Origin of the sequence: Candidatus Phyllobacterium onerii (assembly GCF_028331445.1) — a bacterium.
GTDB classification, from domain to species: domain Bacteria; phylum Pseudomonadota; class Alphaproteobacteria; order Rhizobiales; family Rhizobiaceae; genus Phyllobacterium; species Phyllobacterium onerii.
Genome location: NZ_JAQMHX010000006.1, coordinates 180,102 through 205,857, shown reverse-complemented (window position 1 = coordinate 205,857; position 25,756 = coordinate 180,102). Strand labels below are relative to the sequence as shown.

The window sequence follows — 25,756 nt, the reverse complement described above, 5'->3', positions numbered from 1 at the left end:
GTTTGTATTTCCATCGCACCATTCTGCGTCTCGCCGTCGCCTTTGCACTGCTAACTTCGCCAGCGTTTCCGCAAGACAATGCGCAGCAAGACGTTGGCACAGATGATCATAGTGGGAACGTCACGCAATCGCGGCCACCGTCGAGTGGTGAAGATAAGGCCGACTCTTCGAAGACGGAGGGCGACACTTCGACCGGCATTCTGGGCCTTTTGGCCGCGGATTCAGTTACCGATCACGTCTTGAAAACCAGAACGCAGGACCTCGCCTATACCGCAACTGCGGGCACACTCAGCCTCTTTGGGCAAAATGGAGAGCGTACCGCCAAGGTTTTCTATACCGCCTATGTCGCCCGCAACCGTCAACCGGGCCGACCGCTCACCTTTGCTTTCAACGGCGGACCGGGAGCCGCGTCGGCTTATCTCCACCTTGGACTGGTCGGGCCACGCATTCTCGATTTCGGCCCGAACGGCCAGGATGGCACCAGCCCGACGCTTGTGGACAATCCGGATAGTTGGCTGGAGTTCACTGACCTTGTGCTAATCGATCCTGTCGGTACCGGTTGGAGTCGTGCGGCGAGCGACAGCGTTGCTTCGAATTTCTATGGGGTTGGCCAAGATGCGGAGAGCATTGCCAAGGCGATCGCGCTCTACGTCAATCACAATGAGCGCATGGCTTCGCCGAAATATCTGCTTGGCGAGAGCTACGGTGGTTTTCGTGCTGCAAAAGTTGCCTCTGCACTCAAGGATGATCAAGGCATTCTTGTTTCGGGAATCATCATGCTGTCTCCACTCATCGACGGACAGCTTTTGTTTGGGGAGAGGCAGTATCCGTTGGGAGCGGCCCTTCAACTTCCTTCGCTTGCTGCTGCAGAGTTGGAGCGCCGAGACGCCTTCGATCCGATCGCGGTCCGCGACGCAGAGCAATTTGCCATGACCGATTATCTTGTGACGCTTGCGGGACCTGAACCGTCAGGGAACAAGGCAGAAGCTTTCTACGCGCGGATTTCACAATTGACGGGCATACCCGAAGCAGTTGTGGGTCGGACGCGCGGTTTTCTCGACGACACCTATGTCAAGCATTCGAAGGGCAATGAATTCGAGGTTGTCAGTCCTTACGATGCGTCCTTTGCCGTCTCAGACCCCTATCCTGAGTCCGACGCTGACCGAAGCAATGACCCTATCCTTGATGGGTTCACGCGCTCATATGGGGCGGCCTTTGCCAGCTACGCCCGCAATGAACTGGGTTTTCGCACTGAATTGACCTACAGACTGCTCGCGAACGACGTTAACGAGCGATGGGAATGGGGCCGTCGCGGAAAAAACGGCGGTTTGCGAGCCCAGGCTAGCGCGACCGGCGATATTCGCGATCTGCTCTCGGTCATACCGTCTTTCCGTTTGTTGGTCGCGCAGGGCTACAGCGATGCCATAACGCCCTACGGGATCAGCAAATATGTCATTGACCATCTGCCGTCGTCGCTTGCAGCGGGCCGGGTCGACCTCAAGCTTTATCGTGGTGGCCATATGTTCTACACGCGGTCAAGCTCCCGGCGTGACCTGACCGCAGATGCAAGAACCTTCTTTTCTGGACAGACTGGAAAACCCCAAGGGGAATAGTGGAGGATTTATTCCATCGTATGCCGGATAATCTTTGACATCCGTGAAAGGAATGCCGGCCTGGACGATGCAACAAGCTTCCATGACAAGACCGTCTTTGCCATCTGCCGCGGCAGCACTCCAATGGATAAAAACCACGCCGCAAGGACCGCCCGACGGCGCAAGGATGCATTCATTTCCAGACTGGCCGTTACACCTGCGACGGCCAAAGCCAGCTTGGAATCATCGGCCACAGGGTGCTGGTGTTCGTCCACGCACAAGGATGCCAAGCGCTCTTCCAAATGAACCGGATCGTGCAGATTGGCATCCGGTGGCACTGTCAAACCGATCTCCGCCGCTTGATCCGACAGGGCCTCCAGGCGACGGAAATCATGCTCTACCCGCCAGCGTGCTCGCTGGCCAAATTTCTCTGCAAAGACCGAGTGGTTGCTCCCATGGATCCGGTAAGCTCCGAGACACCTCTCTATCGAAGTCACTTTCCCATAGAGGGGTGCCAGCGTAACCAGATATCCGTCAGCCCCTTGCCTGAAGTCCGGTTCAGGAATCGGCATGATCGTTTCCAGCGTCGACCGGTCAAAGGCAAGACCGCTTGTCACCGTGGTTTGGTAGCGGCCCTTGCGCAAGAGTTTCGGAACAACATCACCGGAATCGAACGGTAGTTCGGGCGGAGGAAAGATATCCTTGATTTGTTCGTCTTCATCAACGATGTGGAGTCTGAATTGCATCTGGGCGATTGTCGCCTCCCAGGCGCTGACCGCCTCCGATACCGCATTTGGGTAAAGGTAATCGTCAGCGTCCAGAAAAAGAACGATTTCTCCCGAGGACGCCGCGAACCCCGTGTTGAATGCCGCCGCATGCCCACCATTTCGTGCTCTGAGGCACGGGCGCACCTTGCCGCCATATGATTCGATGATCTCCACGGAGTTGTCGGTCGATTCGTCGTCGACAATGATGACCTCGACGTCTTTGTAATCCTGCTCCAGTGCGCTATCGATGCACGGCCGCAGAAAGCGTGCATAGTTGTAGTTTGAAATAATGATCGATACCGGAGTGCGGTCAACGTCGGAATACATGGAATTGAGCCTCAGCGTTCTGTTTCGGTTTGCGGCGAACTGCGATTCGGGTTCACTGAATCAAGCTGATAAGGCGCAGACGGCCCTTACCGCTAGTCTGCATCTGGTTGTGTCCTAGTTGTGACGAGGGCTGAATAGCCCTTGGCGATGCGTCGAATCGGACTGCTTTCTTGAAGGAATGTCCGTTTCGGATTTTACGCAGCTCGTTGCAGACAAAGAACGAACTGAAGCCATCGTTTTCCAAAGATTCGTAGTACCGTCATATATAATGACCATCATTATTACTTGTTTATTCATTATAACCACCATATAAAATGTCAGCGCCAGAATCACCGAAGTTGTCAATCAGGCGGACTAGTACGGGTGGGCGGCAGCACATGGCCGGCTTTTTTGCACGGCCGCTGACCGCATATTTGTTCGACAGGAATCATGCACATGGACGGCAACGTAGTTGATTTTCTTCCTTGCATTGCCGATGAGACCAGGTCGCGATGGTTGGTACAGCGGGTAGCAATTCTTCGAAACAATCCGCATTTTGCCCCCGCCGCGATGATATTTTCGCAAGGCGTCGTCAACTTGTTCGAGGGTCATTACATGGCCAACAAAGTGATGGCGACCATGGCCAGACAGGTGATTTGCATGGCGGTTCTTGCGTTGCATTTCGACAGCACCAACGGCAGCAATGGAGCAACCATATCGGGCATCCAACGCATTACCACTGACGCGAAATTGTGCAGCCTCAGTGCCACGGCGGCGAGCATCGATCTCCTCGAGAAGATTGGCCTTGTCAAACGTGTACAGGATCAAACTGATCATAGAATTCATCTCATTCAGCCAACCGATCACTTGTTGGGCTGTGCGAAGAAAATCGTGGCAGTGGCGGTGGCGGCTGCCGATAGATTGTTTCCGCTAAGGCATTACCGGGATTTGTTGGACGATACCGGTGGTTTCATGGAGCGATACTTTGCCTCCAGCCTGCAGTCGCTGCTTGATATCAGCGCGTGGATATCCGATCAGCCGGGTTCGCGGTTGTTTGCTTCTAGCGGCAGCGGCGAGATACTTCTTTGCAAACTGATGTCGTTAAAGAATTCGCCGGGAGACACCGTTGTGAGCTTTCCGTTTGATGAGATTGGAAGCCTCTACGGCGTATCTCGAACACATATTCGCCGGCTCATGAGAAGAGCGGAGGCTGAAGGGCTGGTACGCCTGCTAGAGGCGGGCGGTCGAAAGGTCAAGATCCTTCCTCCTCTTGTTGATGTCTTTGAGAATATGGTCGCAGCCCATGTGGCGAAAACGCAATTCGGAATGCATCTTGCAAACAAGGATTATGATCTCCTTCCCATGGGGCGTTGTGCATAGGCAATTCTGCGTTTGTTTGCAGGGCGGTGAAAATCAGCGTTGCGCCCTCAAGCTCTCTGACCTCAAGCCATAACCCCGCCCCGAGGGGCAGGGTCTTGGCTATTGACTGGAGATCAACACACCCTCCTTTCGATGCCAATTTCGCATCGACGGGTTGGCGCATATTGAGGTTGCATCCGATCTCCTCGGCAGTCAAAGGACATAATCAGGTGCTTTCCGGCATCAGATTCCGCTCGAAATTTGGCTGTGAAGGCCAGCCTCTAACTGGTTTCGCCAAAAGCCAACCGCAAAGATAGTGTTCTGCCGCAAGATCAATCACATGCACGTCATACCACCTAGCACTGCGTGAAGTTGCTCGGAGCGCCGGCGTTGCCGTCGGTTGCGGCGGTTCGATAACAGGCTAGAAAGCCTCTGCGAAGCTCGTGTCCACAAATCCAAATGTTACATTCTAGCAACACCACAACGGGCCGCAAAATGCCATTGGATATGTCCTTTGACCTAGCCCACCCTGCAGGAAGACATAGGCCCCAGGCATCCGGATTCATTCGTATGCTCTCACTTAACTCATCGTCCATAACTGGAGATCGGCATGAATATCAAAAGTCTTCTCTTCGGCTCCGCTGCTGCACTTGTTGCAGTAACGGGAGCCCGCGCTGCGGATGCAGTCGTTGTTGCTGAACCGGAGCCCGTCGAATACGTTCGCGTTTGCGACGCATACGGCGCAGGCTTTTTCTACATTCCAGGCACCGAAACCTGTCTCAGGGTCGGGGGCATGGTCCGTTACGATGCACAGGCTGGTGACGATCCGTATGATGGTTCAAACCTCGGCCGTCTCAAGGCAGATGGCACCCGTGACGAGACCTACCACAAGCGCACACGTGCGGAAATCCGTATGGATGCCCGTTCGGAGACCGAACTTGGCACATTGCGTTCCTACATCGTCGGCCGTTTCCAGTATGATGACGGTGAAGACAGCGGCGGGTCCGTCCCAACAGCCTACATCGAGCTTGGCGGCTTCAAGATTGGTACGGACGACGAAATCTTCGGTGCTTGGGTCGGGTATGCCGGTGACATCATTCAGGACGATGTGATCAACTACCAGTCCGGCCAGTCGAACCAGATCAGTTATACCTTTGTAGGCGGCAACGGTTTTTCGGCTATCGTCGCTGCCGAACAGGGCTCCGATGATTTCGGCGATAACGTAATCGACGATTATATGCCGCACGTCCTGGCCGGCGCGAAATGGGAACAGGCCTGGGGCAAGATTGCCGGTACCGTCGCTTACGATGCAAAGCAGGAAGACATGGCCGCCAATCTGCGTGTTGACTTTAACGTCACCGACAAGGTCTCGGTTTGGGTTTTGGGCGCGTACCAGTCCGACTTCGACGCGAATTCCTTCTACACCGGTGAAACCAACTGGTTCGCCCAGTTCCAGGGTGACTGGGCTGCGTGGGGTGGTGTTGCTGCAAAGGTTACAGATAAGGCGACCATCAATGCACAGGCTGCATACGAAGACGAAGGCACATACGCTCTCGCTCTCAATGTAGCCTATGAGCTGGTGCCGGGCTTCACCATCACGCCTGAAATCAACTACACCAAGTTCGATGGCGCACGTAAGGATGACTCGATCGCCAATGGTGGTGACGATGATGCTTTCGGCGGCATCGTTCGCTTCCAGCGCAACTTCTAATCAGGCTTCCAGATGAAATCGGGGCGGCGGGTTCTAACTCGCCGCCTTGACTGTTTCTATTTGCAGGCTGAACGATCGGCTCCGCTCGTACCCTGCTTTTCGCGACAACCGATCGATCCTATTCTATCGGCAACGCCGAGTGGAGAAGCGCCTGCATCTGTTCGGCCAGGTCGAGCTCGCCTCGCGCCGCAATCTTCAAAAGATATTGGGCCTTGGTCCGGCGATCCCCTTCACTGATCGCAGAATAGGCGCATACCGCCAGAAGGGCTTTTTCCTCGGCCCGGCTGGCTTTGTCATGATCGCGATTATTACCATCCATTGCCTGGATTGCCTTGCCAAACGCTTCGTACGTTGTCTCGTGCGCCTTGATTAGCGCCAGCAGATCGAAGGATGGATCCCTGTCCCGGTGTAGCGGCTCTACAGCAAAAGCCGCTGCCGCAACGGGCGCAGCGATTACGGCACTGCCGCAACTGAGAAGCAAGGCTCGACGATCAATCCTGGACATGGTGAATTCTCCTCTCTTATTCACTTCATCGCAGTCAGCCAGATCGGTGTAGTAAACACTGACCGGCTGCGTGCCATCGTAGCACGAGGGTCGACGCATTCATGTCAGTATAGATAGCGCCCGTGATATCGCTCATATTTTTGTCACGCCTGCGGGAACCAAAACTATATTGTCGCAATAGTCGAAGTCATCGCGTTCGTTCCGACGGCCGGAATTAAATCAAACTACTTAGTTTCTCTGTAGAACTCCGGAAAAATCAGAGAAATATTAACGGTCGTAGTGTCATTGATAAGCCTGCGCTTGAGTCAACATACTGGCGTGTCGATCCGTGGTGGAAGGCTTGGTGGATTCTCCGAATGTCGCGCTATTTTGATCGGCTGTGGTACAGGGCAATATTAATTGCTGTGTTGATTGCCGCCGGCGCCCTGTGCGGCATGTGGCTCAGCAGGCTTGTAGTCATCTCAAGTGACCGCGGGCAGATGCGAATCTTCTCTGACCGACTTCTTGATCGCGCGGTCGATGTCTTTACCGAAGCCGACCTGATGCTGACGGTCATCAATACGTCGCCCTATCCTTTTTGTTCGGACAAGGAAATATCGTATTTACGAGACGTGCTGTTCGGCACCAGATATCTCAAGGACATGGGCAGAGTGAGCGACGGCTTTTTTCATTGCTCCGCCGTGTTCGGTAACGGAAAAAAGCCGATGCCCCTGGTCGCGCATGATCTCGAAACGCCCGCGGGGAAACTGATCTATGCGAATTCGCGCTTGGCCATATCGAATTCCAGCGCCCCAATAATAGGTATTGGCAAGGCAAACGTTGTATTGGATCCAGCTTCTTTCGAAACGCTCAAGAATTCCGCCTATGCCTACGTCGTCATGTACAATCCGCAAGGGACGTCCTCCACTGTCGGGATGTTCGGGTCATTGAATATCGGCAAGCTCGACGTGAAGCCGCCCGATGGCGTTGGCAGGATCGGGGATACTGTCTATCGTAATATTTGCCGGGACATGGCATGCGTGACAGTTCACGCCGAGGTCAGTCAACTTGAAGCATCAGCGCAACCGATCACGACGATAATTTCCATTTTTGGTGCTACGCTCGGTGGTGCTCTTGCCACGATTATCATCCTGCTTCGGCGTAACAATCTGAGCATGAAAACGAGGTTGCAACAGGCGCTTGGGCATAACAGGCTGACGATGGAGTATCAACCTATCGTCGACATAGCGACAGGTCGCACGGTAGCAGCCGAGGCGCTTGTGCGCTGGAAGGAAAATGGAGAGACGATACCCCCGGACGTATTTATCCCTGTTGCTGAAAAAGCCGGGTTAATTAACCGGCTTACTATCTGTGTAATCGAAAATGTGCTTAAGGATATGGCGCCGGTTCTCGATGCCAATCCCGATTTTCACATCAGCATCAACATAACCGCTGCGGATCTTTTCAACCGCGATTTCAGTGCCCAGCTCGCGTCACGTCTCGAGGAGGCGAACGTCACCAGCAGCCAGATCGTGCTTGAGATCACAGAACGTTCCACCGCCAACGCTGCCGATGCCATAGAAGCGATCAAGCGCCTGCGATCCCGCGGACACCGGATATTCATCGATGATTTCGGTACGGGATATTCGAGCCTAGCCTATCTCGGTGAACTCAATGTCGACGGGATAAAGATCGACCGGTCTTTTACCCAGACGATCGGAACCGGTTCCGTCTCGGTCTCAATCGTACCGCAGATCATCGGCATGGCCCATGTCCACCATCTGGATATCGTCGTCGAAGGCATCGAGACGCCCGCCCAGCGGGACTATTTTGCGGCTCTTGTTCCCAAGGTTGACGGACAGGGGTGGCTCTTTGGCCGCCCTACGAGTGCAGCAACAATCAGGGAACGCCTGAATTCGCTCACGTGAGCGTCTCGTGCGTTCCGAACTGATTTGAAATCCGTTCCGTCCTGGATCATATGTAACAACTAGCCATACGGCACAATCAAATAGGGTGATTTCCATGGAGGAAGACGCCGCAACTTTCGCCGCCCGATTGAAGCACCGGGCGCATACTTATGGATTTTTTACATGTGTCCTTCTGGTCGTATCGTCGATCATTGGCGACGCGGGAGGTCCGCTTTTCAGCTGGCTGTGGCCGCTATTGATCATCGGCGGGTTGTTGACCCTTTTTTTGGCCGTCTATCTTCGTTTCGATGCCGCACTGTTTCGCTTTATAGCCTCCCATGAGGACGAGACCGAAGGCTGCCGCGCGGTGGACGACATTCTCGCGCGCATGCATTTGCGAAAGCGGCCGGACAGGACCCGACCCTTGCAAGCGCGCATGACACGAACCAACAGCCTCTTGATGAAACTGCATCTTGCTTTTGCAGCTTTTCTTGCTTTATTCGCTGCGATAACAGCCTATGGGTTGTGGACCGGTTAAAAACAACCGGAGGGGGCATATGATCGAAAACAAACCGATATTGCGGCGAGCGGCTGCCATGGTGCTTGCCGGCGTCGCGCGCGCAATAACCGGCGTGCGGCCGATTTGGCAGGGCTGTGCGCCATCGAGGCGCCAGCGAATCTATTTCGCCAATCACGCCAGTCACGGCGATTTCATTCTGCTTTCCACATGCCTGCTCCCGGAAGAGCGCGAACGCACCCGGGCAGTCGCCGGAGCTGACTACTGGAGGAAAAACAGGATCCGGCACGTCTTGGCCCGTGACTTGCTCAATACGGTGCTTGTCGAACGCAACTGGGTGCAGCGCGAGCAAGATCCGATGGTCATCATGCTGGACGCACTCGAAGATGGTCACTCGCTAATCATCTTCCCCGAAGGCACGCGCAACATGACCGACGAGCCACTGCTACGTTTCCGCTCAGGCCTGTACAACCTGGCCTTCGCCCGGCCCGATGTCGAACTTGTCCCGTGCTGGATCGAAAACATGTCGCGCGTTCTCCCCAAGGGTGCGTTTCTACCGGTGCCGTTGCTTTGCCGCGTCATCTTCGGCGCGCCTGTCGAGCTTACGCCCGCCGAAGATCGTCATGCTTTTCTCGATAGGGCACGGCAGGCTCTGCTTGAGCTAAATCCTGAGTACCAGAGGTCACTCAACCATGGCTGAAACGATCTGGCTGTTCCTTGGCCTCCTTGGCACTTTGACGACCGCTAGCGCCGTCGCGACCGCACTGAGCTGGAAGAGCACACGCAAAGGCGATGTTCTGCCTTCAACACTCGCCAATTTGAACTCACGGATCAAGGCGTGGTGGATCATGATCGCCACCATCTCCATTGCATTCCTTTTCGGCAAGGGAGGCGTCATCCTACTGTTCGCCTTTGTTTCTTTTGCGGCCTTGCGCGAATACGTGACGTTGACACACACCCGCCGCGGTGACCACTGGATACTGCTCGGTATGTTTTTGGTCATTATTCCGGTTCAGTACTATCTGCTCTGGATCGAATGGTACGGTATGTTCTCGATCTTCGTGCCGGTCTATTGCTTCCTTGCGATGCCCGCTTTGACAGCGATCTCCGGCGACACGGAGCGGTTCCTCGAGCGCGTCAGCGAGCAGCAATGGGGTATCATGCTCTCGGTCTATTGCCTCAGCCACGTACCGGCGCTGCTGACGCTTCCGATACCTGGTTTCGAGGGCAAAGGCCTCCTGCTTATCGCATTTCTGATCGCCACGGTGCAGGGCAGCGATGTGTTGCAGTACGTGTTCGGCAAGCTCTTTGGCAGAAACAAGGTAGCGCCAAAAATATCTCCCTCGAAAACCTGGGAAGGTCTGATAGGCGGTGTCATCAGCGCATCACTCCTCGGAGCCGCGCTTTATTGGCTGACGCCTTTCACACCGGCACAAGCCGGCCTGATGGCCGCGCTCGCCTGCATCATGGGGTTCTTCGGCGGATTGGTCGCCTCGGCGATAAAACGCGATCGCGGCGTCAAGGATTGGGGCCACATGATCGAGGGCCATGGCGGCATGCTTGACCGGGCCGACAGTCTGGTCTTTGCCGCCCCGATCTTCTTTCACATCGTCCGTTATTTCTGGACTTAGAGCAAATCCGCCCGCGCGAGATCACGCAGCAGATGGCTCGCACCATAGGTCCATGGGGCGCATTCGGTTGAAAGCCGTACACGGTTTGACAATGTTCCCAATGATGGTGTCGAGATCGAAACGACATCGTTCATCTTGTGGGTGAAGCCCTTGCCCGGCCCATCGCGATCCTTGACCGGCGCGAACATGGTGCCGAGGTAGAGCACAAGACCGTCCGGATACTGATGGTGCTTTCCGATCGTAGCTTCAACGAGCGATTCCGGCGTGCGTGATATTTTCGCCATGCTGGAATGGCCATCAAGCACAAACCCGTCCTCTCCCTCGACGCGCATGCTGAGTTCCGCCGCCTTGACGGTCTCGATTGTGAAATCGCCATCGAACAGGCGAATAAACGGCCCGACGGAGCCCGAGGCATTGTTGTCTTTCGCCTTGCCCAGCAGCAACGCCGAGCGTCCTTCAACATCGCGCAGATTGACGTCGTTACCGAGTGTTGCACCGACGATGCGCCCGGCCGAGGATACGACCAGCACAATTTCCGGTTCCGGATTGTTCCAGCTCGAAATCGGGTGCAGCCCGACATCGGCTCCGAAACCAACGGTCGACATGGGCTGACCCTTGGTGAAGATCTCCGCATCGGGACCGATCCCGACTTCGAGGTACTGACTCCAGACGCCACGGGCGATCAGCGCCTCCTTGACCTGCATCGCCGCCGGGGAACCGGGCACGATCTTTGAGAGGTCCGCGCCGATAAGCTTGAGAACGTCGTCGCGCAGCGAGTCGGCCTTGGCCTTGTCGCCCTTCGCCTGTTCCTCGATAACCCGCTCGAGCAGGGAAGCGACGAAGGTCACGCCTGACGCTTTTACAGCCTGCAGATCGATCGGGGAAAGCAGCGCAGGAAGTGCCGGGTCGTATTTCTCCGTCCAGCTGTTCTCAATGATGGCGTCTGCATCACAAAGCTTGGTCCCCGCAGTTCCGGAAACATAACTGGCTGGATTGTCGAGTTCGGCAATATCACGCACGGTTGGCGCGGCTTTGGCAGTGATATCGAAAACCGCACCATCACGAACCGCAACAATCCGCGGGGTGGTATGACCGGGAATTTTGGCGCGGCCGAGAAGAACACCGGAGCTGGGCACGATTGTATTTGGCATAGTCTGATTCCTGATATCTGTGGCATGGCGCGCTTCCAGCCCAGCTGCGAATGCCGACTGCGGATGAATGCGCCGCAGTTATGCGACAGGGCACCCCACCAATCAAGACCGCATGCTGCAAAGGCTCCAGCCAAATCACCTTACGCTGAAGTCGTGTCAAACTCCGAGCGTTGCTTTCACCCGCGCCGGCGAAAAAGGCAGATTGTAGAGACGCTTGCCTGTCGCATTGGCGATCGCATTGGCAAGTGCAGCGGAGGTTGGTCCCTGCGCAGCTTCGGCGACGCCGAGATAGGGCGAACCGGGATTGTCAACGATGTGAACGTCGAGACTACCCGGTACCGCACTAAAACGCAGGATCGGATAGGTTGACCAATCCGAACTCGTGATCCGGGTATTGTCGAAGTTGACCTCTTCGTACATTGTCCAGCTCAAGGACTGGATGATGCCGCCCTCCGTCTGGTTGCGGATGCTGTCGGGGGCCACGGCCTCGCCGCAATCGACAGCAGAAACAATGCGCGGTATGCGAATCTTGCCCGTTTCCTTGTCGACATCGATCTCCATCGCCAGTGCCAGATAGGCTGCATGGTTCTTGTATTTGGCAAAAGCAAATCCCCGGCCACGTCCCTCCGGCATGGGCTCGTTCGACCAGTTAGAAGCCTCGGCCGCCGTCGTGATCACCTTGCGTGCCCTTGGATCCTCCATGTGCCTGAGGCGGAACTCAACCGGATCGGCTCCTGCTTCCTTCGCCAGTTGATCCATGAAACTTTCAATCGAAAAGACGTTTGCATAGGCGCCCAGCCCGCGTAGCGAAGAAACCCGCACTGGCATATCGGCAACGAAGTGCCAAAGCACCCGCATATTGGGGATGGAATAAAGCGGTATGGCGTTGCGATCGCCATTGCCAAGCGGCGTGATGCTCATGACGGGTTTGTCTGGTGGATACCCCGATGCCATCAGTTGCCCGGGTAACAGTGCGCCCGCACTGCCCGGCCTTGCCGAGTGGGTGTTGCTCCAAAGGTCATATTTCCAATTGACGACCTTGCCTGATGCATCCAGCGATGCGCTGACCTTGGTCAGCATTGCCGGACCATAGGGCTCCCATAGATGCTCCTGGTCGCGCATCCACTGTACTTTGATAGGACGGCCTGGAAGCGCTCGCGCAATCAATGCCGCGTCGCCGGCTGCATCGTCGGCGCCATTGTGTCCATAGCAGCCTGATCCCTCCGTATGGATGCAGCGTACCTTGTCCAGCGGCATGCCGAGCATTTGCGCGATAGCCTTGCGGTCCGGATAAACACCCTGGGTATGGGTCCACACCGTCATCGTGCCGTTGTCGAGATGAGCCACGGAGCACGAGGGTCCGATCGATGCGTGCATCTGGTATGGTCGCATGAATTGAGCACTGAATGTCTTTACGCCACCAGTAAAATCGCCGCCGGCCTCAGCGACGACGCCCTGCTCGCTTTCACTCTTTTGCAGAACGGCGGGAAGATCCTGCTCGTTCGGCAGGCGGGGTTTTTCCTCCCACTCGGCAAGGCCCGTCAGAGCCCGCATGGCCTGTACGGCCTGAAACTCCTTCTCCGCAGCCACTGCGAGAAAGTTGCCATCACGAATAACAGCAACCACACCCGGCATCGCCTTGATGGTGGCTGTATCGATATCCTTCAGCGTCGCGAACCAACTTGGCGGGCGGACAACGCGAGCATGCAACATCCCCGGCAGCCGCATATCCTGTACATATGCGGCACCGCCGGTAACCTTAGCCGGGATATCCACACGCGCGAAAGGCTTGCCAATATATTCATAGGCGTCCGGGGACTTGAGCTTCGACTTCGGCTGCGCGTCCACATGCAGCATATCGGTCATGACCACTTCGCCATATCCGATCGAATTGCCGTCAGGTCCGACAATGCGACCATTTTGCGCTTTGAGCCGATCGGCAGGAACTTGCAGCTTGCCGCTCGCCTGCTGGATCAGAATCTCGCGTACCTGCGCCGCGGCATTGCGGATTGCCGTGCCACTGTTCTGGACTGTCTGGCTCCCCGCAGTAAAACCCTCGTCCGGGGTAATTGCCGTATCAGCAGTAATCAGATTGATCGACGCAGGGGGAACTTCGAGTTCTTCCGCCGCGATCTGACGCAGCGACGTCTTGGTTCCCTGCCCGAGTTCTGCCTTGCCGGTGTAGACCGTGACCGAGCTATCCGCATCGATCCGGATCCATGCGTCCAGTGAAGGCGTATCGGCCAGACTACCGGGCAGTTTGGGACCGGCCGCTACCGGTTCTGGTGGTTTCGCCGGTACATTGAGTTCGCCCTCCTGGGCGAAGGCATGGTCTTTCAGCGAAAAACTGACGACCAGCGCCCCGGTACCCAGCAACAGATTGCGGCGCGTAACATTCGGGAAGCGAGGAGCGGTCATCAGACTTTCCTTTCGCCGCTTGCAGGTGCCATGGCCGCTGTTTTCATCAGCTCGCGAGCGCGTTTCACGGCTTTGAGAATACGCATATGCGTTCCGCAACGGCACAGATTGGGTTCAAGCGTCACTTGGATTTCCGCATCGCTCGCGTCCGGCTTGGATTGCAACAATGCCTGGGCCCGCATCATCATCCCGGGAATGCAATAGCCGCATTGCGCAGCCTGCTCTTCGATGAATGCCTGTTGCATCGGGCCAGGACTATCGATGGTTCCAAGACCCTCCACAGTCTTGATCTCGCGCCCCTCAAGCAAGAGGATCGGTGTCAGGCAGGAAAAAATTGCCTTCCCGTCCACCATCACCGTGCAGGCGCCGCACTGCCCCAGTCCACAACCGAACTTGGCAGCGTTGAGTTCGAGGTCGTTGCGCAAGACATAGAGCAGCGGCGTCGCGGGATCGGCATCCACTTCGTGCGTGCTGCCATTGACGTTGAGTTTCATCACTGATCCTCCGCTCCTATATTGCTGGGGCCGCGCTCGATCCCGTCGGAGGGCCGGACGCTGACATGGTATTTACCGGTTCTGGTATCGGCCGCACGCTGGACTACATCGGTCCACGCGGCCTGGTCAGTAAAATGCTGGCGCAGATAGCCAAGCAGATCGTTCAGTTGATTATTGGTCAGCACATCGGCGAAACCCGGCATGATAGCGCTCGTCCGGCCACTTGCAGCCGGAAGGCCATAGAGCACCATGTTGATGGCGTTCTGCGCGTCTGGTGCATTCACCGTCGAGCTGAGCCGCAGATCAAGCCCGCCAAACGGTTGCGGCCGACCGTTTTCATGGCAAACTGCGCAAGCAGCTTGATAGATCGCAGCCCCTTTTCCGCCTGATGCCGATTGATCGTTGCTTATCGCAGATGTGATCGGGCCCGATTTTATCTCTTCTAGGAGTTTGTCTGAGTTAGCGCGACGTTCCGCCGAAGGTTCGCCCATGATCGATGCGATGTAAGTCGCCATCGCACGAATATCGCTGTCCGGCAGCAGTCCGAGATTTCCGGTAACTTCACCCATAGGGCCGTTAGCGACGCCGTGATCCGGATGCCAGCCCTGCCGTAGATAGGTGTAGAGGCTATCCTTGTCCCAAACAACGGGTGCGGATGACGAGCCATCGAGCGCGAAAGCACTCCAACCCTCGGCTTCGCCGCCGGCAAGGTGCAGTGAAGCTTTTTCGGCACCGAGTGAGTTGCGCGGTGTGTGGCACGCACCACAATGGCCCAGGCCATTGACGAGATAGGCACCACGGTTCCATTCCTCGTTTTGGCCTGCATCGGCCTGATAGGCGCCATCCCTGAAGAACAGCATCTTCCAGCCAGCCAGAACCAGACGCACGTTCAAGGGGAAAGGCAGCTCGTTCGGCGGTGGCGTGGCTGTCACCGGCTGACGTGTCATCAGGAAGGCATACAAGGCACGGTTGTCGTCATCCGAGACATTGGTGAAATGGTCATAGGGAAACGCAGGGTAGAGATGCACGCCCTTGCGTCCGACGCCGTCGCGCATGGCCCGCTGAAAAGCCGCTTCCGACCATGTTCCTATACCCGTCTCAGCGTCGGGCGTGATGTTGCTGGAATAGATCGTCCCAAACGGTGTTGGAATGGTCAGCCCGCCGGCAAAGGATTTTCCGCCGGGATTGGTATGGCAAGCCGTGCAATTGCCGACGGCGGCCAGTTTCGCCCCATGCTCAATCAAGGTCTGATCGAAGGATGCACGTTCTGGTGGTTTGATTGGAGCAATTTCCGGCTTCCACGCGTAAACAAAAGCGCCCGCTACACCGACAACGATCAGGGCTCCAAGACCGGTAAGAAAACGTCCGAATTTCACAGGCAATCCTTGGAATCAAACGTCCAACCATCGGGGCCGGCATACTTGGCGCGTGCAAAAGTTGGCGAGAACTTAGAACGAATCCAATGTTAGATATATCAACAACTTGGGTCAATTAAGCCGGAGCGCAATGCAATCAAGTTTGTGTGATCGTTATACAAACTACATAAGCCGTTTCTTACGCAACAACTGACATCACCATGTCAGTAGCATCTCAATTTTGGCCTTCGTAGCCTTGCCATCTCGCGCAACAGCGGCGCTAGATCACGCGTGCATCCGATCCTCGAACCGTCAAGGCGATCATGCGGCCATCGGCTTATCAACTGGGACTGATTTTCGTGACCGGCTCGGCAATTGCATGGAGCCTTGCGGGTTTGTTCACGCGCGTCATCCCGCAGGACAATTGGACCATTCTAGCATGGCGCGGGATTTTCGGTTCGCTCGGCATTGCAACGGTGATGGCCTTTACCGAGCATGGTCGGTTCTGGGCAAGCTTCCGCGACATGGGTCGGGCTGGCTGGCTTTTCGTTGGAATTTCCGCGCTCGGCATGGTGTTTTTCATCAGTGCCTTGAAGGAGACCACGGTGGCCCATGTTGCTGTCATCTATGCCACGATCCCTTTTGTGGCCGCAATTCTTGGCTGGTTCGTTCTGGGTGAAAGATCGACGTGGAGCGCCGTTCTCGCCAGCATCGCTGCTGCGATCGGGGTGTCACTCATGGTTGGTTTCAGCGTCGAAGGCACTGTCTTTGGTGATGTTCTCGCTTTTGGCATGACACTGTGCATGGCGGTGCTGATGATCATTGTCCGCCGTTCGCCGGATGTTTCTGTCATGCCGGCGGCCTGCCTGTCGGCTCTCTTCAGTTCTCTCGTCTGCTGGCCGCTTGGCAATCCGCTTGGCGTGACCGCCAATGATCTGATGCTGATCGCGCTTTTCGGCATATTGGTTTCAGCCGTGGGCCTTGCCCTCTTCACCCTTGGAGCCAAGCTCCTTCCGCCGATCGAAACTGCGCTGATCGGTTCCCTCGATGCCCCCTTGGCGCCATTCTGGGTCTGGCTCGTGTTCAACGAGGTGCCAAGCATGAGTACAGTGTTTGGTGGATCGATCGTTTTCGCGGCGGTGATCGTGCATGTCATTTCCGGTGCATCGCGAAAAGCCAAAGCGCGGCGCCTGGTTCAGCAGAATAATGTATCGTGACCCAATCTTTACGCTGATTGACAAGCGGAACCGAAAGCGGCGAGAATCATGTCTGGTTCGAGTTCGGGGGACGCGCGAAAATGTTGGAAGCCGCCATAAAACCGGATGTTCAAGCATTCTTCGACAAACGAACGAATTCCGTCCAATACGTCGTTGCTGATCCCGTGACCCGGCATTGTGCAATCATCGATTCGGTTCTGGATTTCGACGAAAAGTCAGGCGCGACTGCAACCGTCAACGCCGACCGAATATTGGAGTTCGTTGACGCCAATAGCTTGAAGGTCGAGTGGATACTGGAGACCCATCCGCACGCCGACCATTTTTCAGCAGCCGATTACCTGCGAACTAGAACGGGCGCAACGACCGCAATCGGCGGCCATGTCATCGAGGTTCAGGCCTTATGGAAGCAATTTTACAACTGGCCGGATTTTCCCGCAAACGGATCGCAATGGGACCACCTGTTTAACGCCGGAGACCGCTTCAATATCGGGCAGCTGACCGGCACAGTGATGTTCTCTCCAGGCCATACGCTTGCGTCGATCACCTATGTCATTGGCGATTCCGCCTTCATTCACGATACAATGTTTATGCCGGATGGCGGGACCGCCCGCTGTGACTTTCCCGGGGGGAGCGCCGGTCAGCTATGGCAATCCATTGAATCCATTCTAGCGCTCCCGGACGAGACCAAGGTCTTTGTCGGCCACGACTATCAGCCCGGGGGGCGCGAACCTCGATGGGAAAGCACTGTAGGCGACCAGAAGCGCCAGAATATCCACATCTCCCAATGCAATTCTCAAGCAGAGTTCGTGGCAATGAGACAAGCCCGCGACAAGACCCTGCCCATGCCCAGACTTATTCTGGCAGCCCTGCAGGTCAACATCAATGGTGGACGGCTGCCTGAACCAGAAGCGAACGGCGAACGCTTTCTGAAAATACCCCTGAATGCACTCGGCGACACGAAATGGGATTGACCTTGCATTGTCAGGTCATGAGCGCCAAGGTATGCGAGGTCGTCTACTCTAAATCTGCTGACCAGATTTACGAATTCACAACCCAATGACCAGCATGACAGGTCAGGCAAGGCATGAACAAGATTGAACTCGAAAAACAGCCCAACGGTATCACTGAGACCAATCCGGCCCGGCTTGGCATCCGGCTGAAACTGGCACGGCAGACACGCGGCCTCACACTGAAGGCCCTCTCCGAAGCCGCCAACTGTTCAGAAAGCCTCCTGTCCAAGATCGAGAACGGCAAGGCATCGCCTTCCCTGCCTATGCTACACCGATTGGTCCAGGTCCTCGAAACCAATATTGGCTGGATGTTCGAAGAGTCGGACGGCGAGGAAGGCATCGTCTTTCGCGCCGGCGCCAGGCCCCTGATTGCACTCGATCCTTTGCGGCGCGGTGAAGGCATCTCGCTGGAGCGCATCATACCCTATTCACCTGGACACCTTCTCCAGTGCAACATCCATCATATCGAAAAGGACGGAGCCAGCGCCGGGCCGATCCAGCACGCAGGCGAAGAAGTGGGCTATATCCTGGCGGGCGAAGTCGAACTCACCGTCGGCGAAAAACACTTTCAGCTGACGGAAGGCGACGCATTCGTCTTCAACTCCGATCTGCCCCATTCCTACCGGAACACGGGCAACAAGCGTGCAAGTATCTTCTGGGTCAATACACCACCGACGTTCTAAGCGCGGCGGCCGTCCGTTTGGCATTAGATTTGAACTTGTTCCAATGTCGGTTCAAACTACTTGACATGCATTCAAGTCTCTTGAATTATGCCCTCGCGTTCAGTTTTTAAGCAAGCCCTCACATGGGCGTTCCATCAAATAAAAGGGGAATCGGGATGCGTCTTACCAAAATACTTTCGGGCTGCGCTGCGGCCATTGCCATGTCTCTTGTTGTTGGCTCGTCCGCCTGGGCCGATACCTTTGCGCTGGTCACGATCAACCAGCAGGCGCTTTTCTTCAACCAGATCAACGAAGGTGCACAGAAAGCCGCCGACGCGGCCGGCGCCAAACTGGTTATCTTCAACGCCAACAATGTTCCAAGCGCCCAGAATGACGCCATGGAGAATTACATCACCCAGAAGGTCGACGGCATCATCCTGGTTGCGATCGATGTGAACGGCGTCAAACCCGCAATCACTGCTGCCAAAGCTGCCGGCATCCCGGTCATTGCCATCGATGCGCAGATTCCCGACGGTGACAACATCGCCTTTGTCGGTGTCGACAACACCAAGGCGGGCGAAGACATCGGCAAGTTCTATGCTGACTACGTCAAGTCCAACTTGTCGGGAACTGCCAAGATCGGCGTGATTGGCGCGCTCAATTCGTTCATTCAGAACCAGCGTCTGGACGGTTTCAAGAAGGCTGTTGCGGACAGTGGCCAGAAGATCACTTTCCTCGATACCGTCGATGGCCAGAACGTACAGGACGTGGCTCTGACCGCCGCCGAAAACCTGATGACCGCCAATCCTGACATGACGACGCTTTATGCGACGGGTGAGCCTGCGCTGGTCGGTGCCGTTTCGGCCGTCACGAGCCAGGGCCGCACGGGAGACGTCAAGGTATTCGGTTGGGACCTGACCAAGCAGGCCGTTGAAGGCATCGACGCCGGCTGGGTTACAGCTGTTGTTCAGCAGGATCCTGCCGGTGAGGGCAAGGCTGCCATCGAGGCATTGACCAAGCTGAAGAAGGGCGAAAAAATCGAGCCCATCATCAATGTGCCGGTAACAATTGTTACGAAGGATAACGTCGATCAGTTCCGTGGCATGTTCAAGTAGAACAAGTGCTGCAAGGGCGCGGCCGCACATGCCGCGCCCAATCCTATCGTCATTTTAACCCAATGGTATTGCGATGAACGATATTGGCAATGAAACCTACCGGGTCCGCATGACCGGCATATCCAAGCGGTACAATACGATCCAGACACTCGACAATGTATCGTTGAGCCTAAAGCCCGGTGAAGTGCTCGGTCTCGTCGGTGACAATGGTGCAGGCAAATCGACCCTGAGCAAGGTCTTGTCCGGAGCAGTCATACCGGACGCAGGAACTATCGAGATCGACGGCAAGACCGTATCTTTTTCCTCGCCCGCCGACGCAAGATCGGAACATGTGGAGATGGTTTATCAGGACCTTTCCCTGTGCGATACCGTTGACGTGGCGGGCAACATATTCCTTGGAAGGGAACCGAGACGCCGGATCTTGGGTGTGCCTTTTCTCGATAAAAGGCGGATGCACGATGAGGCCCGCACCATGCTCGACCGGCTTGGCATCGTCATTGCGGATACGGGTTTGAAGGTTGAAAATCTCTCCGGTGGCCAGCGTCAATCCATCGCCATTGGCCGCGCGGCTTCCTTCGAACCTTCCGTTCTCATCATGGACGAACCAACCGCAGCCCTCGCTGTGGCGGAGGTTGAGGCAGTTCTTGATCTTATTCGTGCAGTCAGCGCCCGCGGCGTCAGCGTGATCCTGATCACCCACCGGCTGCAGGATCTGTTCCTGGTCTGCGACCGCATCCAGGTCATGTATGAGGGCCGTAATGTCGCCGAAAGGCGCATTGAAGACACAAGCATCGAAGACGTCGTGAACCTCATCGTTGGCCGCAAATTCCAGGCACGTTCGGCACGCCGCAGCGAAGAAAATGGAGCACGGCCGTGAGCAATCCATCGACTTCAAGCAACGATGCCCTGCATCCGGCCGCCGCTCAAACGCGCGTCCGGAAAAGCACGCTGTACGATCGTTTCATGGCCAACGGCAGCGTCGTTTCCATCGCCATTTTCTTCTTGGTCGTGTGTCTTTTGTTCTCCGGCATCACCGAAGCCTTTCTGACTGCGCCCAACCTACTCAACATCGTCAGGCAGTCGGCGCCGCTACTAATCGTGGCTGCCGCCATGACATTCGTGATCACCACAGGGGGTATCGACCTTTCGGTCGGTTCCGTACTCGCACTCGTCGCCACCCTGTCGGCGGTAACATTGCAGGCCGGCCTTCCTTGGCCACTGGTTGTCATCGCCATGCTGCTGCTCGGTGCTGCCATTGGTGCAATTCAGGGGTTTTTCATCGCCTATGAGCGTATACCCGCCTTCATCGTTACGCTGGCCGGGCTGTCCGTCATCCGCGGCATAGCCCTGCTTATCACTGGCGGTTATTCCATCCCGGTCGAAGCAACAAGCCCGTTCACGGTCATCGGCCGCGCCTGGTTTCTCGGTGTGCCGGTCCCCGCGCTGATTGCCCTCGTCGTGCTTGTCGTCGCGTACCTCGTCTTCAATGAAACCCGCTTCGGCCGCTACGTTACCGGCATCGGTGCCAACGCCGAAGCAGTACGCCGCGCCGGTGTCGATACGCGGCTGACAACATTGATGGTTTATTTGCTCTCGAGCACGGCAGCGGCAGCGGCTGGTATCATCCTCGCCGCCCGCCTCGGTTCTGGTTCGTCCAATGCCGGACAAGGCTTTGAGCTGGAAGTGATTGCCGCCGTCGTGCTTGGCGGCACCAGTCTCTTCGGTGGCCGGGGCACGCTGATTGGCACCGTGCTTGGAGCCTTGACCGTCGCTGTCATCGGCAACGGCCTTATCCTTGCGCATATGTCACCATTTCTCACGCCCATCGTTACCGGCACGATCATTTTGGTTGCGATCTGGCTTAACTTCCGGCTGTTTCGCGGCGCGATCCGGAGCAGATGAATGACTGGTCTCGACTTTCAGAGTAATGAACGTGAACGGGCACCGATCGGGATCAAGTCTGGAACGGTGATGACCGTTCAGGGGCCTCTGGCTGTTGGTGAAATGGGCGTTACCCTGATGCATGAGCATATTCTGCTGGATGGAGCGACAACGTGGAAATGCCCGTGCCATCCCGACGAATTGGCAATCGCAGATCAACCGGTATCGATCGAGATCATCGGCGAATTGCGCATGAATCCATACATGAATCGCGACAACGTTTCTTTGGACGATACGGATCTCGCCCTTTCCGAACTCAAGCGCTTTCAGGCGCTCGGTGGCCACACCGTCGTCGATCCCACCAACATCGGCATCGGCCGCGATCCGGTGAAGTTGCGGCGCATCTCCCGCATGGCCAGTCTGAAGATTGTCATGGGCTCCGGCTTTTATCTGCAACACACTCATCCTGAATGGTTGAAGGACATGGATGTCGATGCGGTCACCGAATTTCTCGTCAACGATGTGGGTGGCGGCGATACGCAACCCGAGATCATGGCGGGTATCATCGGTGAAGTTGGTGTCAGCAAGGACTTCACATCCGAAGAGCGCAAGTCGTTGCGCGCCTCAGCGCGTGCGTCCCGTCTCACCGGCGTACCTCTATCGATCCATCTGCCGGGTTGGGAGCGTCTCGCCAATGAAGTGCTGGACATCGTCGAAGGAGAAGGCGCCGACCTTTGCCACACGATACTCTGCCATATGAACCCCAGTCACGAGGATCTGCCCTACCAGGTCGGGCTCGCCAAGCGCGGGGCGTTCCTCGAATACGATATGATCGGCATGGATTATTACTACGCCGATCAAGATGCTCAATCACCATCCGACGAACAGAACGCCCGTGCCATTCGCTCACTCGTCGATATGGGTTTTGGCGACCGCGTTCTGCTTTCTCAGGACGTATTCCTGAAGATGATGCTGACCCGTTTTGGCGGCTTCGGATACGGCTATATTCTCAAGCACTTTGTGCCACGCCTCAAGCGCCACGGCATCGACGCCGGAACCATCGAGCGCATGCTCACAGACAACCCCAAATCCGTATTTTCTGCGGCGGCATGATCGCTGCGTTTTGGTATTCAAGGAGTTTTCATGTCCAAACACAAAGTTCTTCTCGCGGGCGAATCGTGGGTTTCCACCGCAACCCATATCAAGGGTTTCGACCAGTTCCCGACTGTTACTTACCACACCGGCGCCGATGAATTGCTGAAGGCGCTGAAGACCAGCGACTTCGATGTGAAATTCATGCCGGCGCACGAAGCGCAGCGCGATTTCCCTCAGACGATTGAAGCGCTGTCCGAATATGAGGCGATCATTCTCTCCGATATCGGCGCCAATACGTTGCTCCTGCATCCCGATACATGGATTCATTCGAAGACTACGCCGAATCGCCTTCGCCTGTTGCGCGACTATGTTCGCAATGGTGGTGCGCTGCTGATGTTTGGAGGTTACTACAGTTTCCAGGGCATCAATGGCGGTGCGCGCTATCACAAAACGGCAGTTGAAGAGGTCCTGCCGGTCACTTGCCTTTCTGTCGATGATCGCGTTGAGGTGCCCGAAGGGTTCACCCCTGTCGTCACCGGTTCCGGCGACCATCCCATTTTGCAGGGACTGGGCAAGGACTGGCCGATCCTGCTCGGCTATAACGAGGTCACGGTCAAGGACGGAGCAGAAGTTCTTGCAACGGTATCGACCGGGTATGGATCACAGCCCCTTCTGGTCATCGGCACCTACGGCAAAGGCCGCACGCTCGCCTGGACCTCCGATGTCGGGCCGCACTGGCTGCCGTCGGATTTCATCGCCTGGAAAGGATATAAGACCTTGTTCGAGCAGATGCTCGCCTGGGCGATTGCAAAAGATTGACCCAAACCGCAATGAACACGGGGGGCAAGATCAACGGAGAGCGTCTCCTTCAGAGACTGGATGACTTCGCCGCTATTGGCGCAACCCCGGCTGGCGGCGTCAATCGCCAGGCGCTGTCTCCCGAAGATCGCAGCGCTCGGGCTAAACTTGCAAATCTGGCTTTGGAGCGCGGTTTTAGCGTTTTCCAGGATCCGATGGCCAATTTGTTCATCCACCGGCCTGGGCTTTCCAACGACCTTCCGCCCTTCCTGATCGGCAGTCATCTCGACAGCCAGCCTATGGGCGGACGATTTGACGGCGCGCTCGGTACGTTGTCAGCCTTCGAAGTACTCGAATCCCTGGAGGATGCCAGTATCCAGACACCTAGAGCCGTGGAGGTGGTCGCCTGGACCAACGAGGAAGGCAGCCAATACGCGCCGGGCTGTATGGGTTCGATGGCGTTTGCCTCGGGTGCAATTCCGACCGAATGGTATTCCGCCCATTCTCCTGACGGCAAGGTATTGGGTCAGGAACTTGCGGCGACCCTCGACGCTCTTCCGCAAGCAATCATGCGCCCGCTGGGAAACCCGCTTTCGGGCTACCTTGAATTGCATATCGAACAGGGACCGTCGCTTGAGCGCGAGAACATCCCGATCGGTATTGTCCATGCGATTCAAGGTACACGCTGGCTTGAGGTCGTGGTTACGGGCCAGACCGCCCATGCCGGAACGACACAACTCTCGTTCCGCCGCGATCCGCTGGTAGCAGTCACCGAAGCGCTACAGGAGCTTTACAATTCCGTCATGCCCAATGACGAGCGAGCCCGGTTGACCATCGGCCGCATATCGTTAGAGCCGGCGTCCATCAACGCCATTCCCGGCAAGGTGTCCTTCAGCGTCGACCTGCGCCATCCGGACGCTGCCGAACTGGCGCGGCTGGAGGACCATGTTCGCGTCACCTGCGAAGAAAAGGCGGCGGCGTTCGGCTGTGCAGTAACCATCCGCCGAACATTCGACATGCCGCCGGCGCAATTTTCTCCGCTGCTGTTACAAGCTGTCGATCGGGCGGCAACGCGTCTCGGTGTCGCCTCGAAGCCAATGCTATCGGGCGCGTTCCACGATGCGCTTTTTCTCGCACGGGTCACCGATGCCGCCATGATCTTCGTGCCTTGCCGCGATGGTCTCAGCCACAATGAAGCGGAATTCGTCGAGCCCGAGCACTCCATATTGGGCGCACAGGTTTTGCTGGAATCGACTCTGGCCGCGCTTCAGATGGCTATGAAATAGCCTCTGTCCGAGCGTTCCGCTGCATGTATCGCGGCGGCTGCCCGAAAGCTCGCAGAAATGCGCGGCGCATGCGTTCCCGATCGCCGAAGCCAACATCGCGGGCGATTGTTTCGATCGGGATGCGCCCGTTTTCAATCATCAACCGCGCCGCCTCCACGCGTAGGTTCTCGATGGCCTTGGCGGGTGATTGACCGGTTTCCGCTTGAAACGCCCTGCTGAACTGGCGCGGGCTCAGATGCACGACTTCTGCGAGTTGCTCTACGGATAGCTCCTTGTGCAGATTTTCCCTGGCATAGATGAGACTTTTTTGAATCCGGTCAGACTTCGGATCGAGTTCGAGCAGCGCCGAGTACTGCGATTGCCCACCCGCACGGCGATGATAGACGACGAGCTTTCGGGCAACTGACTTGGCTATATCGGTCCCCAGATCCTTTTCCACCAGGGCCAAAGCCAGATCGATACAGGAGGTCATGCCGGCAGACGTCCAGATCGGCCCGTCTATGATGAAGATACGATCTTCCTCCATCTTGACGTTAGGAAAAGTCCGCTGAAATTCACGTGCATGGAACCAGTGCGTTGTCGCGCGCCGCCGGTCCAGAAGCCCAGCCTCGGCAAGGATGAACGCGCCGGTACAGGTCGAGCCGATGCGGCGTGATCGCGGCGCGACTTCGCGCAAGAAATCGATCAGGCCTGATGACACCGGCTCGATGTCATTGTTACCCACCACCAGCAGCGTATCGAATGAAGTGTCGCTGAAAGGCACAGTACCGATAGAAAATCCTGCAGACGAAGCGATGAGCCCACCGCTTTCCGACAACAGGCTTATTTCATAGTAAGGCTCATCGAGAGCCAGATTGGCAAACTCGAACACTGTTGTAGCGGCGAGATTGAGAACCTGAAACCCAGGGAACAGGATGATTCCAACGTGATGCATCACGAATGTCCTAAAAGGTGGTATATACGACATTTAAGACATAACGCCCGAAATGTAAAGTCTATC

23 protein-coding genes are annotated in these 25,756 nt (G+C 56.3%); 16 read left to right on the top strand and 7 right to left on the bottom strand.

Annotated features, from left to right (window positions below):
- Positions 1 to 2 precede the first annotated feature (2 nt).
- Entirely contained in the window at positions 3 to 1,613 is a 1,611-nt protein-coding gene (locus tag PHA01_RS15705) for a S10 family peptidase (RefSeq protein ID WP_271897028.1), read from the top strand.
- Between the two features lie 8 nt (positions 1,614 to 1,621).
- Here the strand turns inward: PHA01_RS15705 and PHA01_RS15700 are convergent, their stop codons facing one another.
- Positions 1,622 to 2,686 carry a glycosyltransferase family 2 protein gene (locus PHA01_RS15700; RefSeq protein ID WP_271897026.1) on the bottom strand — a complete coding sequence of 355 codons (1,065 nt, stop codon included), beginning with the start codon at positions 2,684 to 2,686 and terminating at the stop codon, positions 1,622 to 1,624.
- Positions 2,687 to 3,121: 435 nt separating this feature from the next.
- Between PHA01_RS15700 and PHA01_RS15695 the strand changes: the two genes are divergently transcribed.
- Positions 3,122 to 4,045 (top strand): hypothetical protein, encoded by a 924-nt coding sequence (locus tag PHA01_RS15695; RefSeq protein WP_271897024.1) that lies wholly within the window; start codon positions 3,122 to 3,124, stop codon positions 4,043 to 4,045.
- A 589-nt stretch (positions 4,046 to 4,634) separates the two neighbouring features.
- Positions 4,635 to 5,735, top strand: a complete 1,101-nt coding sequence (locus PHA01_RS15690) for a porin (RefSeq protein ID WP_271897022.1) — start codon at positions 4,635 to 4,637, stop codon at positions 5,733 to 5,735.
- 118 nt (positions 5,736 to 5,853) lie between these two features.
- Here the strand turns inward: PHA01_RS15690 and PHA01_RS15685 are convergent, their stop codons facing one another.
- Entirely contained in the window at positions 5,854 to 6,240 is a 387-nt protein-coding gene (locus PHA01_RS15685) for a hypothetical protein (RefSeq protein ID WP_271897020.1), read from the bottom strand.
- Between the two features lie 356 nt (positions 6,241 to 6,596).
- Here PHA01_RS15685 and PHA01_RS15680 point away from each other — a divergent pair, with 356 nt between their 5' ends.
- From PHA01_RS15680 to PHA01_RS15665, 4 genes are all read left to right on the top strand, one after another.
- A complete protein-coding gene (locus tag PHA01_RS15680; protein ID WP_271897019.1) occupies positions 6,597 to 8,147 on the top strand; it encodes an EAL domain-containing protein in 1,551 nt (516 codons plus the stop codon).
- Between the two features lie 94 nt (positions 8,148 to 8,241).
- A complete protein-coding gene (locus tag PHA01_RS15675; protein WP_271897015.1) occupies positions 8,242 to 8,664 on the top strand; it encodes a hypothetical protein in 423 nt (140 codons plus the stop codon).
- Positions 8,665 to 8,683: 19 nt separating this feature from the next.
- Positions 8,684 to 9,343, top strand: coding sequence for a lysophospholipid acyltransferase family protein (locus tag PHA01_RS15670; protein WP_271897013.1), 660 nt, complete (start codon positions 8,684 to 8,686; stop codon positions 9,341 to 9,343).
- Positions 9,336 to 10,274 (top strand): phosphatidate cytidylyltransferase, encoded by a 939-nt coding sequence (locus PHA01_RS15665; protein WP_271897010.1) that lies wholly within the window; start codon positions 9,336 to 9,338, stop codon positions 10,272 to 10,274. Before PHA01_RS15670 ends, PHA01_RS15665 begins: the two co-directional genes overlap by 8 nt.
- Here PHA01_RS15665 and PHA01_RS15660 read toward each other — a convergent pair.
- The 4 genes from PHA01_RS15660 to PHA01_RS15645 all read right to left on the bottom strand — a co-directional run bounded on the left by PHA01_RS15660 (position 10,271) and on the right by PHA01_RS15645 (position 15,713).
- Entirely contained in the window at positions 10,271 to 11,425 is a 1,155-nt protein-coding gene (locus tag PHA01_RS15660) for a fumarylacetoacetate hydrolase family protein (protein ID WP_271897008.1), read from the bottom strand. The genes PHA01_RS15665 and PHA01_RS15660 overlap by 4 nt on opposite strands.
- Before the next feature lie 156 nt (positions 11,426 to 11,581).
- Positions 11,582 to 13,843, bottom strand: coding sequence for a xanthine dehydrogenase family protein molybdopterin-binding subunit (locus PHA01_RS15655; protein ID WP_271897006.1), 2,262 nt, complete (start codon positions 13,841 to 13,843; stop codon positions 11,582 to 11,584).
- On the bottom strand, positions 13,843 to 14,340 hold the full coding sequence (locus tag PHA01_RS15650; RefSeq protein ID WP_271897004.1) for a (2Fe-2S)-binding protein: 498 nt from the start codon (positions 14,338 to 14,340) through the stop codon (positions 13,843 to 13,845). Before PHA01_RS15650 ends, PHA01_RS15655 begins: the two co-directional genes overlap by 1 nt.
- Positions 14,337 to 15,713: a c-type cytochrome gene (locus tag PHA01_RS15645; RefSeq protein WP_271897002.1), complete on the bottom strand. Its 1,377-nt coding sequence runs from the start codon at positions 15,711 to 15,713 to the stop codon at positions 14,337 to 14,339. Before PHA01_RS15645 ends, PHA01_RS15650 begins: the two co-directional genes overlap by 4 nt.
- Positions 15,714 to 16,015: 302 nt before the next feature.
- Between PHA01_RS15645 and PHA01_RS15640 the strand changes: the two genes are divergently transcribed.
- The 9 genes from PHA01_RS15640 (at position 16,016) to PHA01_RS15600 (ending at position 24,756) form a co-directional block, all read left to right on the top strand.
- Positions 16,016 to 16,909, top strand: a complete 894-nt coding sequence (locus PHA01_RS15640) for a DMT family transporter (protein WP_271896999.1) — start codon at positions 16,016 to 16,018, stop codon at positions 16,907 to 16,909.
- Between the two features lie 80 nt (positions 16,910 to 16,989).
- Positions 16,990 to 17,880, top strand: coding sequence for an MBL fold metallo-hydrolase (locus PHA01_RS15635; RefSeq protein WP_271896997.1), 891 nt, complete (start codon positions 16,990 to 16,992; stop codon positions 17,878 to 17,880).
- A gap of 113 nt (positions 17,881 to 17,993) precedes the next feature.
- The gene (locus PHA01_RS15630; RefSeq protein ID WP_271896995.1) at positions 17,994 to 18,602 is read left to right on the top strand and encodes a cupin domain-containing protein; all 609 of its coding nucleotides are present in this window, start codon (positions 17,994 to 17,996) and stop codon (positions 18,600 to 18,602) included.
- A 155-nt stretch (positions 18,603 to 18,757) separates the two neighbouring features.
- Positions 18,758 to 19,696 carry an ABC transporter substrate-binding protein gene (locus PHA01_RS15625; protein WP_114431105.1) on the top strand — a complete coding sequence of 313 codons (939 nt, stop codon included), beginning with the start codon at positions 18,758 to 18,760 and terminating at the stop codon, positions 19,694 to 19,696.
- A 73-nt stretch (positions 19,697 to 19,769) separates the two neighbouring features.
- On the top strand, positions 19,770 to 20,573 hold the full coding sequence (locus PHA01_RS15620) for an ATP-binding cassette domain-containing protein (protein ID WP_271896992.1): 804 nt from the start codon (positions 19,770 to 19,772) through the stop codon (positions 20,571 to 20,573).
- Between the two features lie 86 nt (positions 20,574 to 20,659).
- Positions 20,660 to 21,598, top strand: coding sequence for an ABC transporter permease (locus PHA01_RS15615; RefSeq protein WP_271897388.1), 939 nt, complete (start codon positions 20,660 to 20,662; stop codon positions 21,596 to 21,598).
- On the top strand, positions 21,599 to 22,690 hold the full coding sequence (locus PHA01_RS15610; protein WP_271896990.1) for a phosphotriesterase family protein: 1,092 nt from the start codon (positions 21,599 to 21,601) through the stop codon (positions 22,688 to 22,690). It abuts the gene before it with no gap.
- Positions 22,691 to 22,720: 30 nt separating this feature from the next.
- On the top strand, positions 22,721 to 23,491 hold the full coding sequence (locus tag PHA01_RS15605; protein WP_271896988.1) for a glutamine amidotransferase: 771 nt from the start codon (positions 22,721 to 22,723) through the stop codon (positions 23,489 to 23,491).
- An 11-nt stretch (positions 23,492 to 23,502) separates the two neighbouring features.
- Positions 23,503 to 24,756, top strand: coding sequence for a Zn-dependent hydrolase (locus tag PHA01_RS15600; RefSeq protein ID WP_271897386.1), 1,254 nt, complete (start codon positions 23,503 to 23,505; stop codon positions 24,754 to 24,756).
- Here PHA01_RS15600 and PHA01_RS15595 read toward each other — a convergent pair.
- On the bottom strand, positions 24,746 to 25,690 hold the full coding sequence (locus PHA01_RS15595; protein ID WP_271896986.1) for a GlxA family transcriptional regulator: 945 nt from the start codon (positions 25,688 to 25,690) through the stop codon (positions 24,746 to 24,748). The genes PHA01_RS15600 and PHA01_RS15595 overlap by 11 nt on opposite strands.
- Between the last annotated feature and the right edge of the window lie 66 nt (positions 25,691 to 25,756).